The 15,366-nt window shown below is 37.3% G+C and carries 15 protein-coding genes; 4 read left to right on the plus strand and 11 right to left on the minus strand.

Annotation, left to right across the window (positions count from 1 at the left end):
* Positions 1 to 41: 41 nt before the first annotated feature.
* From AC1M9A_RS00595 to AC1M9A_RS00620, 6 genes are all read right to left on the minus strand, one after another.
* On the minus strand, positions 42 to 2,906 hold the full coding sequence (locus tag AC1M9A_RS00595) for an EAL domain-containing protein (RefSeq protein ID WP_481609397.1): 2,865 nt from the start codon (positions 2,904 to 2,906) through the stop codon (positions 42 to 44).
* Positions 2,907 to 3,074: 168 nt separating this feature from the next.
* Positions 3,075 to 3,785: a 16S rRNA (uracil(1498)-N(3))-methyltransferase gene (locus AC1M9A_RS00600; RefSeq protein ID WP_481609398.1), complete on the minus strand. Its 711-nt coding sequence runs from the start codon at positions 3,783 to 3,785 to the stop codon at positions 3,075 to 3,077.
* 100 nt (positions 3,786 to 3,885) lie between these two features.
* Positions 3,886 to 4,722 (minus strand): methylenetetrahydrofolate reductase [NAD(P)H], encoded by an 837-nt coding sequence (metF, locus tag AC1M9A_RS00605; protein ID WP_035266512.1) that lies wholly within the window; start codon positions 4,720 to 4,722, stop codon positions 3,886 to 3,888.
* Between the two features lie 76 nt (positions 4,723 to 4,798).
* On the minus strand, positions 4,799 to 6,181 hold the full coding sequence (gene ahcY / locus AC1M9A_RS00610; RefSeq protein ID WP_481588499.1) for an adenosylhomocysteinase: 1,383 nt from the start codon (positions 6,179 to 6,181) through the stop codon (positions 4,799 to 4,801).
* Between the two features lie 214 nt (positions 6,182 to 6,395).
* Positions 6,396 to 6,629, minus strand: a complete 234-nt coding sequence (locus AC1M9A_RS00615) for a DUF6500 family protein (protein ID WP_481609399.1) — start codon at positions 6,627 to 6,629, stop codon at positions 6,396 to 6,398.
* Positions 6,630 to 6,689: 60 nt separating this feature from the next.
* Positions 6,690 to 7,184 carry a DUF2938 family protein gene (locus AC1M9A_RS00620; protein ID WP_481589729.1) on the minus strand — a complete coding sequence of 165 codons (495 nt, stop codon included), beginning with the start codon at positions 7,182 to 7,184 and terminating at the stop codon, positions 6,690 to 6,692.
* Between the two features lie 71 nt (positions 7,185 to 7,255).
* Here AC1M9A_RS00620 and AC1M9A_RS00625 point away from each other — a divergent pair, with 71 nt between their 5' ends.
* Positions 7,256 to 7,633, plus strand: coding sequence for a MerR family transcriptional regulator (locus tag AC1M9A_RS00625; RefSeq protein ID WP_481609400.1), 378 nt, complete (start codon positions 7,256 to 7,258; stop codon positions 7,631 to 7,633).
* Between the two features lie 84 nt (positions 7,634 to 7,717).
* On the plus strand, positions 7,718 to 8,221 hold the full coding sequence (locus AC1M9A_RS00630) for a cysteine peptidase family C39 domain-containing protein (protein ID WP_481609401.1): 504 nt from the start codon (positions 7,718 to 7,720) through the stop codon (positions 8,219 to 8,221).
* 132 nt (positions 8,222 to 8,353) lie between these two features.
* Here AC1M9A_RS00630 and AC1M9A_RS00635 read toward each other — a convergent pair whose 3' ends face one another.
* Positions 8,354 to 8,866 carry a tetratricopeptide repeat protein gene (locus tag AC1M9A_RS00635; protein ID WP_481609402.1) on the minus strand — a complete coding sequence of 171 codons (513 nt, stop codon included), beginning with the start codon at positions 8,864 to 8,866 and terminating at the stop codon, positions 8,354 to 8,356.
* Positions 8,867 to 9,158: 292 nt separating this feature from the next.
* Between AC1M9A_RS00635 and AC1M9A_RS00640 the strand changes: the two genes are divergently transcribed.
* Complete coding sequence (locus AC1M9A_RS00640) at positions 9,159 to 10,757, plus strand: bifunctional 3-(3-hydroxy-phenyl)propionate/3-hydroxycinnamic acid hydroxylase (protein WP_481595599.1); 1,599 nt, start codon at positions 9,159 to 9,161, stop codon at positions 10,755 to 10,757.
* 77 nt (positions 10,758 to 10,834) lie between these two features.
* On the opposite strand, the gene AC1M9A_RS00645 is transcribed toward AC1M9A_RS00640, so the two are convergent.
* The 4 genes from AC1M9A_RS00645 to AC1M9A_RS00660 form a co-directional block, all read right to left on the minus strand.
* Positions 10,835 to 11,728 carry a LysR substrate-binding domain-containing protein gene (locus tag AC1M9A_RS00645; RefSeq protein ID WP_481609403.1) on the minus strand — a complete coding sequence of 298 codons (894 nt, stop codon included), beginning with the start codon at positions 11,726 to 11,728 and terminating at the stop codon, positions 10,835 to 10,837.
* 153 nt (positions 11,729 to 11,881) lie between these two features.
* Positions 11,882 to 12,220, minus strand: a complete 339-nt coding sequence (locus AC1M9A_RS00650) for a DUF3325 domain-containing protein (protein ID WP_092766011.1) — start codon at positions 12,218 to 12,220, stop codon at positions 11,882 to 11,884.
* Positions 12,221 to 12,225: 5 nt separating this feature from the next.
* Positions 12,226 to 14,004: a PepSY-associated TM helix domain-containing protein gene (locus tag AC1M9A_RS00655; protein WP_481609404.1), complete on the minus strand. Its 1,779-nt coding sequence runs from the start codon at positions 14,002 to 14,004 to the stop codon at positions 12,226 to 12,228.
* Between the two features lie 3 nt (positions 14,005 to 14,007).
* Positions 14,008 to 14,361, minus strand: a complete 354-nt coding sequence (locus AC1M9A_RS00660; protein WP_481609405.1) for a hypothetical protein — start codon at positions 14,359 to 14,361, stop codon at positions 14,008 to 14,010.
* A 163-nt stretch (positions 14,362 to 14,524) separates the two neighbouring features.
* Here AC1M9A_RS00660 and rutD point away from each other — a divergent pair, with 163 nt between their 5' ends.
* Entirely contained in the window at positions 14,525 to 15,319 is a 795-nt protein-coding gene (gene rutD, locus AC1M9A_RS00665) for a pyrimidine utilization protein D (protein ID WP_481609406.1), read from the plus strand.
* Positions 15,320 to 15,366 lie beyond the last annotated feature (47 nt).

Raw genomic sequence — 15,366 nt, forward strand, 5'->3', positions numbered from 1 at the left:
AAGTCGAAATTTCATACATATTTAGGACTTTGGTCTAGCCTTTATTTAATTTTTGAGAATTGATATTCATTTTGCAGAAATTGAGTGCTATCAGCGCTATTTAATGGTCTCGAAAAATAATAACCTTGGAAATAATCACAACCTTGTTTTTTTAAATATTCAATTTGCTCGATATCCTCAACACCTTCAGCAACTAATTTCATCCCCATCGTTTTACCCATTGAAATAATTGCATCGACAATAGCATTATTTTTACGAGTGCCAATCTTTGAAATAAAGGCGCGATCAATCTTGAGTGTATCAATAGGATAGTCGGCAAGATATGCAAGTGAAGAATAGCCTGTTCCAAAGTCATCTAAGGCAATTGAGAAATTTTTATCCTTAATTTGGTCTAACAAATCAAAAACATGAGATGATTTATCTAACAATGATGACTCGGTAAGTTCAAACTCTATAAACTCCGGCTTGAGTGAGTATTTAAGCACGGCTTGATCAATAAAATTGAGAAATTCCCCACGATGGATCTGTTGCGCCACGACATTAATAGAAATTTGTAACTTATCAAATCCTAATTCATGCCATATTTTAAGTTGCTTACATGTCTGGAAAATAACAAATTTTCCGATATCTGAGATCAGACTAGTCATTTCAGCAATAGGTATAAAACGATCTGGCATGATGATGCCGTACTTTGGATGATTCCAGCGGATTAACGCTTCAAAGCCGCTCACTTGCATCGTTTTACTTTCTATCTTAGGTTGATAGTAAATTTCTAAGTCCTGATTTTTTATAGCAAGTCGTAAATCTCTTTCGAGCTCAATGTCACTGCCAAAAATGGATTCAGGCTTGTTGTCATAATAATAGGCTGTGCTGCCCCCTAGTTTTTTTGCTTCTGTTAAAGCGCTTTCCGCGTGACTATTTAAGCTACCAATTTGTCTACCATGATTGGGGTAAATTGCGATACCCAGTGAGACATGAATCATGTGTTCTTGCCCATCGATGATAAAGGGTATTTCAAAGGCCTCAAGGATCTGATCGACGACTTGTTGGATCGTGTAATGACTATGATTTAAGTTGTAAATCATAGCAAAGTCATCATTATTTAAATATGAAATCAGAACAGCTTTAGAACAGGTATATTTCAGTCTTCGGGAAACTTCTTTGAGAACTTCATCTCCAGTTTGATGATTAATAAACTCATTAAAATGTCTAAATCGATCAATGTTGAGACGAATAATAGAAAAATGGCTCAGAATTTTAGATTTACTAATTAGATACTGGTGTAACTGTAAATTAAAATAAACACGGTTAGGTAAATCTGTAAGTAGATCGTAATTCTCTAAGTAGGCCATTCTTTCAAGATTTTGTTTCCGTTCAGTCAAATCTGAAATGATGCCTACATAATTTAAAATTCTATTTTTATCATCACGAACTGCATTGATATGCAGCCACAAGGTTAATATTTTTCCTGAAATAAATTCTTCAGTGACCTCAGCATCATATTGTCCGGTGAGTAACACCGTTTGAGTTATATCGGCGTGATGTTGGCTGAGTTGGGATGTGGAAGATTTGGTAATATCAAAGATGTGTTTTGAGATAATATCTTGCGGTGGGATATTGACCAATTCACTAAAATAAGGATTAACTTCTAAAAAACACAAGTTATTGTCTAAAACGAAAACCCCTTGGGCTACTTGATTAAATACATTCGAAGCTAATTTCAATTTTTCTTGTGCTTTTTTTTCACTTTCAATGTCTTGGAAAATACCCACCATTTTAAGAGGTTTATTATTTTTAGGATCACGTGTAATAACTCGACCAATATCTTTAATCCAGAACCACTGATCTTTTACTTTAGTTCTATAATGTGCTTCAAAACGTTCAGTATTTCCTCTTAAATGTCTACGGAGCTCTTTACGATAATTTTCTTGATCTTCTGGGTGAATAAAATCGTTAATTTGATCAGTAGCACTTTGGTAGTGTAAAACCTGATTACCATATTTAATGCCTGAAATTTCAATGGTTCTTTTCTCAATATTCCATAGCCAAGATGAAATTCCAGCAGTTTCATGCGCAAAATCGAGATTAGCTTGATGGTGCTGCAGTCGATCGTTGATCTTATTAATATCGTAGGTTCGTTCAATTACTTTTTGTTCGAGTAATTGATTATGCATTTGTAATTGGCTTTCAATTTCTTTGGATTTTTCAATCTCATTTTTTAGCTTGTCTTGGAGAAGTGATGACTCCATAAGATGTTTTCTAGATTCAGATAGATAGAATTTATTGTGACTATTTAATATTCCAAGACGGCGGTACATCTTATGGGTAAGGAGTGCACAAATAAGTAATACACCAAACCAAATATTAAAGATTAAACTAAAAACATCAGGAGTATTATCTAAAAAAAGGAAATTGGAAAGGACTATGGCCGAAGCTGAAGGCAAAAAAACATAAAGGAAGTATCGTAAACGCTGTGATAAAAATACAATAGCAAAAGTATAAACAATAGATAACATTAACCCAGCTAAAGTCAACATATGTATATCTTTGACTTCTGGATTATGTTCGGGGATAAGCTGTAATACGGTATAAATACCAATAGCTAGACCAGCTCCAGTAATTAAGCAAACCAATTGTGCCCACATGTCTAAGTTAAAAATACTAATTTGATTAGATTTTTTAAAAAAGAGGGTAAAGCAAATACAGATTAAAAGAATGGCGGTAAATATAATGAGCCAAATGGTATAAGGTATTGAAAAGCTTTTGAAATAAAAGAAGTAAATAAGTTGATTATAGATACAGGCAAAGAGCACCCACGCTAAAAAAAAATGCAAATTAGAAGTCGCACTTTTGATCTGGCTATCGAGTACAGAGTTGGAAACATGCTCTCCCTGAACTTCACTCATAACTGGCAATACCTTAATTTTCTTTCTACTTTATTTGAATTATTTTTGAGTACGAACTTAAAAAATATAAATTTAGCGCGACAACTCTTTTCTCATTAAAGTACTGTCTAATTGGATGAAAATCAATTCTATTGTGAGTTAAATCACGGAATTTTGAGAAAATATTTATTAAAATTTGTAATTTAAGATCGATAAAGCAACCACTGGTGCGGTTTCTGTACGTAAAACACGTTCACCAATACACCAATTGATAAATCCATGCTGATTTGCAGATTGGATTTCAGCTTCACTTAATCCACCTTCTGGACCAATGAGTAGCGCTATATTTGAGGAGGCATCATTTAACACATCGACCTCATCTTTATTGGGGGCTAAGACTAATTTCGTTTCAGGGAGTGTGCTATTTAACCATTGTGCCAAAGGGAGTGGAGCTAATATTTTTGGAACAATATTCATTCCACACTGCTCGCAAGCTGCAATTGCTATACCTTGCCAATGATCAAGTTTTTTCTGATCACGGTCGTACTTTAAACGCATTTCGCAACGTTCAGAGGTGAGAAGTTGAATTTCAGATACGCCTAACTCAACCGCTTTTTGAATAGCATAATCCATGCGGTCACCTTTACTCATTACTTGACCAAGTAAGGCATTAAAGTTTGGTGTGCGATTGGTTGGGTTAAATTCTTGAACTAGAACCGAGCCTGTTTTTTTATTGGCTTCAGTTAATTCAACTTGATATTCGCCACCTTGACCATTAAACAAGGTCGCTTTTTCACCGACTTGTGCACGTAAAACTTTGACCCAATGATGAAATACAGTTTCAGTCAGTTCAACTGTTGTATTTACATTAAGGTCTGCTTCAATAAAAAAACGAGGCATCTGCATTACTCTAAAATCGGTAAAATAAAAACTTCTTTTATCTTCAGTCCCTACATCAAATAAGGTGAACCTAAGCTGTCGATAAAAGAAGTCAGGAGACTTATGCTAGACCGAGGTCTTTTACAAGTTGACGAGTTGGATCAGTGGTGTTCATCGTATAAAAGTGTAAGCTTGGCGCACCACCAGCAATGAGGCGTTCACATAGCTTCACAATCACTTCATGACCAAAGGCTTTAATTGAAGCAGTGTCATCACCATAAGCCGCAAGTTGCTTACGAATCCAACGAGGGATTTCGGCACCGGTACCATCTGCAAAGCGAATTAAGTTGCTTGCATTGGTAATTGGCATAATGCCAGGTGCCACAGGAATATTCACACCTTCTTTTTGAATGCGCTCTACAAAGTAAAAATACGCATCTGGATTAAAGAAGAATTGAGTTAAGGCTGCATTTGCACCTGCATTGGCTTTCTCACAAAAGCGTTTGATGTCTAAATCAAAGCTATCTGCTTGTGGGTGCATTTCAGGGTAAGCTGCAACTTCAATCTGGAAGTGGTCACCCGAATGTTCACGGATAAAGCGTACTAAATCCTGAGCATACGGTAATTCACCTAAGCCAACTTGACCGGAAGGTAAGTCACCACGTAGTGCAACTATACGGTCAATCCCTTGAGATTTGTATAAATCTAAAAGTTCAGCGATCCGTTCTTTGCTATCACCAATACAAGAGAGGTGAGGAGCAACAGGCGTGCCTTTGCCATTAAAATCAGCTAAAGTCGAAAGTGTACGTTCACGTGTAGAACCACCTGCACCATAAGTCACAGAGAAAAACTCTGGATTCAGCAACTGCAGTTCTTGGTGAACAACCTTAAGTTTTTCCGCACCTGCATCAGTTTTGGTTGGGAAAAACTCAAAAGAAATTGGAATCTGTTTAGACATGTTCAAATCCTTTGTACTTATTTCAGCAAAATAGAATTCAAAGAAAAGCAGGCTGTTCAGCCTGCTTGTTCAAAGATTAGTATTTATAAGCGTCAGATTTGAATGGACCTTCAACAGCAACCCCAAGGTAGTCCGCTTGTTCTTGAGTTAATTGAGTCAGAACACCACCGAAACCTGCAACCATTGCTGCAGCAACTTCTTCATCTAATTTCTTAGGAAGAAGTTCAACACGAATCGCTGCTTGTTTTTGATCTTCAGGAAGATCAGCAAATTTCTCTGCGAACAAGTGCATTTGACCTAAAACTTGGTTCGCAAAAGAACCGTCCATCACGCGTGATGGGTGACCAGTTGCATTACCAAGATTTACTAAGCGACCTTCAGAAAGAAGAATGAGGTAATCATTTTCATTTTCTGAACGATATACTTGGTGAACTTGTGGCTTCACTTCAACCCATTTATAACCACGTAAGTAGTTGGTATCGATTTCAGTGTCAAAGTGACCGATATTACAAACTACTGCACCTGCTTTTAATGTATCAAGCATTGCAGCGTCACAAACGTGGTAGTTACCAGTCGTTGTTACGATTAAGTCAGTATTTTGAAGAAGGTCAGCGTTAACGTCTTCTTTTTTACCTGTTTGTACGCCATTTTTGTATGGAGAAACTACTTCATAACCGTCCATGCATGCTTGCATTGCACAGATTGGATCGATTTCAGAAACACGTACGATCATGCCTTCTTGACGAAGCGATTGCGCAGAACCTTTACCTACATCACCGTAACCAATTACAAGTGCACGACGACCAGATAACAGCATGTCAGTTGCACGTTTGATGGCATCGTTTAGAGAGTGACGGCAACCGTATTTGTTGTCATTTTTAGATTTAGTTACTGAGTCATTTACGTTGATCGCAGGTACTTTCAATGAACCGTCTTTCCACATTTCGAGAAGACGTTGAACACCTGTTGTTGTTTCTTCAGTAATACCGTGGATTTTTGCGAGTACTTCTGGGTATTTTTCATGAACAAGCGCAGTTAAGTCACCGCCGTCGTCCAAAATCATGTTGGCATCCCAAGGCGTACCATTTACATTAATTTGTTGTTCAAGACACCACATATATTCTTCTTCAGTTTCGCCTTTCCAAGCAAATACTGGAACACCAGAAGCTGCAATAGCTGCAGCAGCGTGGTCTTGAGTTGAGAAAATGTTGCAAGATGTCCAACGAACTTCAGCACCAAGCTCTACCAAAGTTTCGATAAGAACAGCTGTTTGGATTGTCATGTGGATACAACCCAAAATTTTAGCACCAGCAAGTGGTTTAGCCGCAGAGTAGCGCTTACGCAGACCCATAAGGGCTGGCATTTCAGCTTCTGCAAGTTTGATTTCTTTACGGCCGTAGTCAGCAAGTGAAATATCGGCAACTTTATAATCTGTAAATGAAGCATTAACCGCGTTCATCACGATCTCCTTATAAAAAACAAAAATTGATCATTATGTTCGCGGATGCCGTTGTTGGTCTGTCTAGAAAAAGACTAACCGATCGTCGAGCCTGGCGCTTTTACATTTTATACTTGTAAAACGTCGCAGCATCCCTCGACTAGCGGAGTATTGTACTTCTAAACTTGCGAATTTCCAATGTTAAGTTGGTTATTGGTGATTCAAAGTATTTCAATTAAATCGCGTCAACTTCAAATTCCGATGATATTAGAGATTTTATTTTCTGTGCTTTTTCAAAGTGGTCAAGTTTATGTTTCATGATCCACCAATGAGCTACTTCCATGAGTGCATCGGGGTCATTATTTTTATTTGAAAAGAAAGCATAAAATGACAAACCTACAGATTCTCCCTTCCGATCGATTTTTTCATCACAAATTCGAATAATTTTGTCTTTGATTGATTTATTCATTTTGGCAACGTATTAGAAATTTAATTTAAAATTTTTATCATTCAATCTATCAAGCTTTCATTAGTGTGATGTTGAGAAAATGTAGGATTGAATAATTTGGGCTATAAATAAACCAATTCCGAAGTTTAAGTGTGCCACTAAGCTATTTTTTATGCTGATCCATTGATTGGGCGTTTTACTCGCAAAGAAACCAAATCCAAGAATAGGTTGCATCACCAAAAATGGGATAATAGCAGTTGAAAGTCCAAATAAAATAGAAGATATAAAAGCTTCCAAAGTAGTATGTGAATTATCGATATAAGTATAAATTAAAGCGAAAAAAATACCGATTATATAATGAAATACCCAACCCGTAATGTATTCAAATTTGTGTACAGGGGCTTCGGTAATATTTCTGTATACGTATTTTTTATTTTTAACTAAAAAGAAAAACCTACCCAAATAAGCATAGTTAAATGAGGGGATTTTAAAAATCATCGCTCTTGCCCAACCTAAAAAATCCATAATTAAAGTAGCGCTTAGGCCTAAGGCTAAAATGTAAATTAAAATATTCATGAAAGGATGACTCTCTAATTTAAGTCATGCTAGTGTGCAACTTAAAGCTAACTTGAAGTCAAGGTGCATTAATGGAAATAGATATAGGTGATCTAGCTGATCGGATAAATACTTCAACTGCCACGATTAGGTTTTATGAATCAAAAGGACTTATTCGATCTATTGGAAGGAAAGGGCTTAGAAGACAGTATTCATCCCGAGCAATACAGAATATCTCATTAATCAAGATCTTCCAAAATGGTGGTATGACGCTGAGCCAAATTAAAAATATGGCAATTGATCATGAAAAAATTAAAATTAAAAGAGATCAAGTTAGGGAAGCAAAAAACGAAATCAAAGATAAAATTGAGACTTTAAATAACTTACTCTTAATTTTGACACACGTTGAAAAATGTCCATACGATGACCATTTACAATGTCCAGACTTTTTGAAACTTTTAGATGAGTGAGCTTGAATTTTGTATTTAATTTCTTAAATTTTGAAGAAGATTATTTGTTATAATTGATAGCTCAATAAATAATATATATTTTTGATGGAAATTCCCGAAGAACTCGCCAATCTAGAAGCCAATGCTGGTATTTATGCCGTATGGATGCTCTTTCAACATCTTGGGTTAGACCCAGATATTGAACAACTTAAAGAAGTGTGCGGTTATGTAGAGGGTGATGGAACGACCACGATCGGTCTAGCGGTGGGACTTAAAAAATTTGGCTTAGATGTGGAATTTACTACAGATGAAGACAATGCACTTCAAGAGCAAGAAAAGCTAAGTTATTTAGAAGCTGAAAAACTTGCGCTAAAAATATCCCCCGCAATCAGCTATCAAGATATTCAAATCGCATTTGAAGCCAATAAATTCGTGATCGTGTATTACGATACTTTAGAAGGCATTGGTAATCATTCATTGGTATATGACATTAATGAAGAAGAAATTTGCTTTTTTGATAGTTTTGAAGCAATGCCGAAAAAAGTATTTGAACAGCAAAGGGCAGTAGACGGGATCTGTAGACAAGCCATCATCGCTGAAGTTAATTAATATCTAAAAGTATGTCACTATCTTAAAGTGGGTTGCTATTTTAAGGTATGTTAAAGTTTTAACAAGATCTAAAGTAGTTCAATAAAAAGCCTTCAATCATGAAGGCTTTTGAGGCAAAAAACGAGATTTATCTTAAGTGCTTGATTGAGCTTTTTCCTGCCAATAATCAGCTTTTTCCTCGTTTACATCCACACCTAAACCATGTGCATAGATGGCAGATAAATCACGCATTGCTTGAGTATCACCAAGTTCAGCAGCTTGAATCACCAATTCAACAGATTTTTGTACATCTTTTTCGACCACATTACCACGACGGTAATAACCTGCGAGCTCTAAAATCGCAGCAGCATGTTGATGTTTACTTGCTTGCGTGAGCCAGTTAAAACCGTACTCAAAGTTTAGTTTTGCATCTTCAGGATCTTCTTCTAAAACTTCTTTTGCATAATGGGTATAACCTTCCCCTAACCAGTACATCGCTTCGACATGACCCAATTGACCAGCACGTAAAGCCCATTCTTCTGCAAGCGCAATGTCTTCATCGTGTTCACTCGTCATATAAAGTTCAGCAAGTTCAAATTGAGCAGCGGCATTACCTGCATGAGCACGATTTTCGAGAGCAATCGGGACGGTAACACGTTTCGTCATAGTGGGATTCCATGGCTTCAAAGCGAAGCAAAAAATATTAAAGTTGTTCCCTTATTATACTGCAAAACTGATTCAAAGCTTGAGTAGTATGGTTCGAGCCTATTTACTAAGATATTTTGTAGATGAATTACAAATTCAACTATAGGTAAAAGCTATAGATGAGCGACATAAATTAAGGTTTTTTGATGGAATTGAAGTAAAAGTGACAATTTCTTAAATTTCATAAGACCTTAGCATAACTTTTTCCTATGCTGAAAATCCTCTCTAATGCGAATATTAGAGGAGATTGACCATGTCACAGACCAACACTTATTCAGCAGATGTGATCGTACTTGGTGCAGGCCCAGTCGGTTTAACGATGGCGAACGGCCTTGGCCTTGCGGGCTTAAAAGTAAAAGTGATTGAGCAGCTCGATCAATTGATTGATTATCCTCGTGCAATTGGTATTGATGATGAATCTCTAAGAACAATGCAATCGATTGGTTTGATCAACAAAGTATTGCCGCATACCACTCCCGATCATGCGATGCGTTTTCTTACGCCTTCAGGCCGTTGTTTTGCAGATATTCAACCTAAAACACGTGAGTTTGGTTTCCCTCGTCGTAACGCATTCGTACAACCTTATGTTGATGCAGAATTATTGGAAGGTTTAGAACGTTTTGATGATGTGGAAGTACTTTTTTCTCGTCAACTTCAAAGTTTTAAGCAGACTGAAGATCAAGTTGAAGTTCAAATCCAAAATAAAGATAAAACAATTGAATATATAACTGCAAAGTATCTAGTGGCATGTGATGGTGGTAATAGCTACGTTCGCCGTATGTTGAATATTCCTTTTGAAGGTAAAACTGCACCAAACCAATGGATTGTTGTCGATATTGCAAACGATCCATTGGCGACACCACATATTTACTTATGTTGCGATCCAGTACGTCCATATGTGTCAGCGGCTTTACCACATGGTATCCGTCGTTTTGAATTTATGGTGATGCCAGGGGAGACGCAAGAGCAACTTAGCCAACCTGAAAACATGGCTAAACTTTTATCCAAAGTATTACCAAACACTGAAAATATCGATGTGATCCGAAATCGTGTTTATACCCATAATGCACGTATTGCCAGTAGATTTAAAGAAGGGCGTATCTTACTTGCGGGAGATGCAGCGCACATTATGCCAGTATGGCAGGGACAGGGTTATAACAGTGGAATGCGTGATGCGTTCAATTTATCTTGGAAACTGGCTATGGTCGTACAAGGTAAAGTAGATGCTAAAGTTCTAGATTCTTATCAAGAAGAGCGTCATGATCATGCCAAAGCGATGATTGATTTATCTGTTACAGCAGGCCATGTGCTAGCTCCCCCTAAAAAATGGCAAGGTACTGCGCGTGATGCTATTTCATATGTTCTAAATTACATTAAACCAGTTAAACAATATTTGTTGGAAATGCGCTTTAAGCCAATGCCCCAATATAAATCTGGTATTTTGGTTGGACAGGTCAATAAGACATCACCAATCGGTAAAATGTTTATTCAACCTAAAATGCAAGATAGCACAGGTCAGGTGAAATTACTGGATGATTTTATTGGTCAAGGCTTTGCTATTATTGCTTGGGGAGTAGATCCGACTTGGGGACTCACACCAACAAGTATTCAAAAATGGAAAGCCTTGGGTGTGAAATTTATTAAAGTCGTTCCACCTGAACAATTGAAAACTGATGCTCATGATGATGAAATATTGACACTTGGGGATACAGAGCATGCGATTCGTGCGTGGTTTGGTCGCACTCAATATTCGATGGCATTTTTAAGACCAGATAAATTTGTCGCGGGCTTAAGTATTCCTCAGACGAGCGAAGAGCTCAGCCAAAAACTATTTGATAAACTTGGCGTTTAATCAAAAAGTTTAAGACTAATCTAAAAGAAAACCTGCAAATTTGCAGGTTTTTTATTTTTAAAATAGCGTTCAAATTTTTAAAAAATATGACAATGAAAGTGTTGGCTTAGAATATTTTTGACAGTTTGCAAATGCTTACTTTGATCTTGTTTTCTGAAACTCAAATATAAGCTGATATTCGGTAAATCGATTTCAGTTGATTTAATTAAGACATTTTCACTGAGCAAGCTTTCAACATATTTTGGAACAATGGTCCAACCGACTTGCATCGCTACAAGATTAATATTCATTAAAATGTTACTCGAGTATTGAGCAACTTGAATAGATGTATTTAGAGCTTCAAAAATGTTTTGAATTTTTTGGAATAAGATCGGTGAGGCAGTTTCCTCGCTCATGATAAATTTTTGGGCAATTAAATCCTGTTTTGAAATACAGTCTAAATGCGCATGGGCTGAATGACGAGGAATCAGCAAGATCAGAGGCTCACTGAACAATTCGATAGAGGTAATATGCTCATCATCGATACATTGGCGAGTGAATGCGACATCAATTTTTTGATCACGAAGTGCTTGGATTTGATGTACACAGCTCAAACTATGAAATTGAATATCTAAATCAGGCTGTTGTACACGAATAATAGGCATGACATAGGGAAAAATTTTCATTTCTGCCACAGGTAAAAAGCCAATATTTAATTTATTTCTCTTGGTATTCGCCATGATTTGAATCTTGTGTTTGGCATCTTGAGCAAGTTTCAAGATATGACGTGCATCTTTTAAAAAAGTTTCTCCTTCCTCTGTGAGCGATAAGCTTCTGCTTTTACGAATCAGCAGGGATGTACCTAACTCCGCTTCAAGATCTTTAATTTGCTGACTTAAAGAGGGCTGCGCTATAAAGAGTTTTTCTGCAGCACGCGTAAAATTAAGTTCTTCGGCAACTGAGACGAAATATTTCAAATGTCGAAGTTCCATGCGTACCGATCCTTAATCGCCATAATAAATGAGGTTGATTATACGTTTGAATTGCTAGAACTTCAGCGTGATTCACGTTTAAAGCTAATTTAAGAAGAAAAAAACCGACCCATATTGAAATGAAATATGGGTCGGTTTTTATCAAGTAAAGTATTAAATGATTGAGAAGATCAAGCTAATGAATCCAATAAAGGATACGCCCAAAATGATTTTTTTTATTTGTGACTCAAAATAGGTCAGACAAAGTGCAACAAAAAGCGCAGCGAATGTCAGTACACCAACCCAATAACTCATCATATTACTGACTTGTCCTTTGCTCATGCAGAGGATAAGCCCTAACGACAGGAATCCCCATCCAACCATTGAGGCTATTTTCTGGTGTTTAATACTCAATGTTTGACCAAAAATTTGTTTTTGATGCTTTTGCATTGCACTGGCTAAACCTATAAAACCTAAAGTACAAACTGCCCAAATGAGGAGAAAAAAGCTCATGGTGATTACCCCTCTACCTTAGGTAAAACTTGACTCTTTTTTAATGGAGTTCCTTGATGATTTTGAACTTTGTAAAGTGCAAAATAAAAAACCACTGCTAAAACTATCATCGCCAGATCGAACGAAGCGATAACCCATTGACCGTGAGCTATAGAACGCCATAAAGGTTGACCACCTGTGATAAAGTTTACAAATGGAAGTAAAGCGAAAAGCAGAGTAGCGAGACCCAGTAATTCAAGCCAAGCTTGGCGATGGGTGCGAAAAACAGCATAAACAAGTGTGAAGAGCCACACAATAAAGAATGTACGGATTTCCCAGTTTAAACGCATTTCCATATCGGCAGGGATAAAACGGTTTGCATAAAAATAAGCTGCACAAGCAATTGGTAAGCCGATAATCGCAGCGATGTTGGTAATCTCGACCGTACGATACCCAAAGGATTTATAACCTTGTTTCGCTTGTTGAGGTGCACGTTTGACGCACCATAAAATTAATCCTGTTGCGACCATTAGCGTGCCAACGATACCAGAAAAAAAGAGTATCCAACGTAAGGCTAAATCAACTCCTCGTGCTTCATGTAGAACAGTGACAACATTGTAAATGCTATTGGGAATAGAAGGATTTTTGAGTTGAGCGGAATCATCTGTAATGTTTTGACCTGTCACACCATTGAAGTCTAAAGTTTCATATACGCCACGATGAGCGATACTTGCGCCGTGTAAAGCACGTAACTCAATGGTCGCCTTAGATGTATTTGGTGCTTTAATCGTGATCGAACCAATCGGATTGTTTTTCCACTTCGCTTCAGCTTGAGTGAGGATCGGGGCAATATCTGTAAGTGGTGCAGGTTCAGCTTTACGATCTTGGTTTCGAGTACGTCGACCTTCACCTCGATTCTTTCTCTCACCATCCATGTTGTTAGCATGTTCATTTGATGCTGACTGCGTACCACGAGCCTCAATTTCTGTACGAGCATTCATCATTGAGCGCTCATTTCCTTGCGGTTGACCAGTACGAGTCTGACCTTCTGATTCTGCTGGATTTTGAATTAAGGATTTTCGTTGGTCTTGTAGAAAGGCGCCACGATTGTCATAAATTTGCTGTACCCCCCACGGCATGATGGTAAACAATAATAAAAGTAAACCACTAAAAGTGATCATGATATGAAAGGGAAGTGCGAATACAGCTGTTGCATTATGTGCGTCTAACCAAGAACGCTGTCCTTTACCTGTTCTAAAGGTAAAGAAATCTTTAAAGATTTTCTTATGGGTGATGATGCCACTAATAATTGCAACAAGCATAAACATAGTTGCTATGCCCACAATCCAACGTGACCATATACGTGGCATTCCGTATAATTCAAAATGGAAACGATACAGAAAACTACCACCACGGGTTTCACGTGCTTCTAATACTTCACCTGTGGCACTGTCAATCGTCACACGTTCACCACCGCGACGAGCATTGGGATCTTCTCCGACACTCCTGATATTCAGTGTGGTGTAATTTTGACGAGCATTGGGTAATTGAATTCCCCAGCTCCCTGCATCAGCATGATTATTCTGCAAATATTGCAGAGCCACTTGTGTCTGCTCAAGTTGAGTTTGGCTTGGAATCGATTGGTGATACTCGGGTTTCATCCATGTACTGATTTCTGCTTGGAAAAAACTCAAAGTACCAGTTACAAAGATGGCATACAGCAACCATCCTAGTATCAAACTAGCCCAAGTATGTAACCATGACATAGACTGGCGTGGGCCTTCAGCTTTGGCATCACTTCTCATGAATTAGTTCCCCATGATTTTATAGATGAGAAATAAAGCAAGGCTAGGTAAGACGATGCCCAATGTAGCTTTTCTGGTTTTGTGAACCATAAAAACCCAAATAAACGCTGTACACTGTAAACAGAAAGCAATGAGCGTTGCTGACATCGCTGCGCTAGATTGATATGTGCTAAATGTTTGTGCAATCACGATAGCAGAGAGGGATGCAAGCAAATAACCTCCAATACCCGCCAATAAAAAACGATAGAGCACCATCAGGCGATAACTGATAGAAACTGATTTAGTAGTCTTACGAGTTTTTTTTACTTGATTCCCAAGTGTTAACTCGCCTGGTAGTTCGAATTCTGTACTGTTCATAAAAGTAAGAAAGTGTGAGTGTATGTAATTATTGTAAGTGATAACAATTATTGTTTATCTTTAGAATTATAAATTTAGCATTTTAGAAATAAATTTTTAATTGAATTAGCTTGGGCATGTTAATTGCAGAGTTGTAGTTATTTTTTATCGATAGGTAAAATTTATGACGTATCAAGTTTTTTACTGCAAAGCTAATCCTGATGCTCAATTTGTGTTGTTCTCTTCAGGGTTAGGAGGGCATGGACATTTTTGGCATCCTCAATTAGATATATTGACTCGATTTTTTCATGTCATTACATATGATCAACAAGGATGTCATGCAGATGCTGCATTACTAGCACCAACTTATTCAATGACCGATATGGCAATACAAGTGATACAGATTTTAGAGGATCTAAAGATCGATGAATTCCATTTTATCGGTCATGCTTTAGGTGGGCATATTGGAGCGGAGTTAGCAGTTTTAATTCAAAATACAAAATTGGAAATGTTGAGTTTGACCAGTATTAATGCATGGGACTCACTAGATCCACATACGCTCAAATGTTTTGAAGCTCGAGAATCGTTATTACAAAATGCTGGTGCAGAGGCATATGTTAGAGCTCAAGCATTATTTCTTTATCCACCTGTATGGATCTCTGTTAATATCGATCAAATACAACAAGCAGAAAATAATCAACTCCGAAACTTTCCACCAAAAGAGAATGTACTGAGACGTCTGAAGGCTTTAAAGGAATTTAAAATAACAAATGAACATATCACCGCACTTCAACGAACTCCAATTCACTTGATTGCAAATCGTGATGATTTCTTGGTTCCAGTACATAAGACTCTTGATCTTCAGAAAAATTTTGTACATGCACAATGCTCAATTTTTGATGTAGGTGCACATGCTTCTACTGTGACTGAGCCAGATATCACTAATCAGGCACTTATTCAATTTCTTCGATCACTCTAGCATTTGAAACTTTTCAATTGCATATAAAAAACCACGATTGAGATCGT

The sequence above is a fragment of the Acinetobacter sp. ANC_7634 genome (assembly GCF_056779875.1).

What these genes read in the sequence shown, in the direction of transcription:
- AC1M9A_RS00595 (WP_481609397.1), bottom strand. Translation starts at nt 2,906, where the DNA reads ATGAGTGAAGTTCAGGGAGAGCATGTTTCCAACTCTGTACTCGATAGC.
- AC1M9A_RS00600 (WP_481609398.1), bottom strand. Translation starts at nt 3,785, where the DNA reads ATGCCTCGTTTTTTTATTGAAGCAGACCTTAATGTAAATACAACAGTT.
- metF (WP_035266512.1), bottom strand. Translation starts at nt 4,722, where the DNA reads ATGTCTAAACAGATTCCAATTTCTTTTGAGTTTTTCCCAACCAAAACT.
- ahcY (WP_481588499.1), bottom strand. Translation starts at nt 6,181, where the DNA reads ATGAACGCGGTTAATGCTTCATTTACAGATTATAAAGTTGCCGATATT.
- AC1M9A_RS00615 (WP_481609399.1), bottom strand. Translation starts at nt 6,629, where the DNA reads ATGAATAAATCAATCAAAGACAAAATTATTCGAATTTGTGATGAAAAA.
- AC1M9A_RS00620 (WP_481589729.1), bottom strand. Translation starts at nt 7,184, where the DNA reads ATGAATATTTTAATTTACATTTTAGCCTTAGGCCTAAGCGCTACTTTA.
- AC1M9A_RS00625 (WP_481609400.1), top strand. Translation starts at nt 7,256, where the DNA reads ATGGAAATAGATATAGGTGATCTAGCTGATCGGATAAATACTTCAACT.
- AC1M9A_RS00630 (WP_481609401.1), top strand. Translation starts at nt 7,718, where the DNA reads ATGGAAATTCCCGAAGAACTCGCCAATCTAGAAGCCAATGCTGGTATT.
- AC1M9A_RS00635 (WP_481609402.1), bottom strand. Translation starts at nt 8,866, where the DNA reads ATGACGAAACGTGTTACCGTCCCGATTGCTCTCGAAAATCGTGCTCAT.
- AC1M9A_RS00640 (WP_481595599.1), top strand. Translation starts at nt 9,159, where the DNA reads ATGTCACAGACCAACACTTATTCAGCAGATGTGATCGTACTTGGTGCA.
- AC1M9A_RS00645 (WP_481609403.1), bottom strand. Translation starts at nt 11,728, where the DNA reads ATGGAACTTCGACATTTGAAATATTTCGTCTCAGTTGCCGAAGAACTT.
- AC1M9A_RS00650 (WP_092766011.1), bottom strand. Translation starts at nt 12,220, where the DNA reads ATGAGCTTTTTTCTCCTCATTTGGGCAGTTTGTACTTTAGGTTTTATA.
- AC1M9A_RS00655 (WP_481609404.1), bottom strand. Translation starts at nt 14,004, where the DNA reads ATGAGAAGTGATGCCAAAGCTGAAGGCCCACGCCAGTCTATGTCATGG.
- AC1M9A_RS00660 (WP_481609405.1), bottom strand. Translation starts at nt 14,361, where the DNA reads ATGAACAGTACAGAATTCGAACTACCAGGCGAGTTAACACTTGGGAAT.
- rutD (WP_481609406.1), top strand. Translation starts at nt 14,525, where the DNA reads ATGACGTATCAAGTTTTTTACTGCAAAGCTAATCCTGATGCTCAATTT.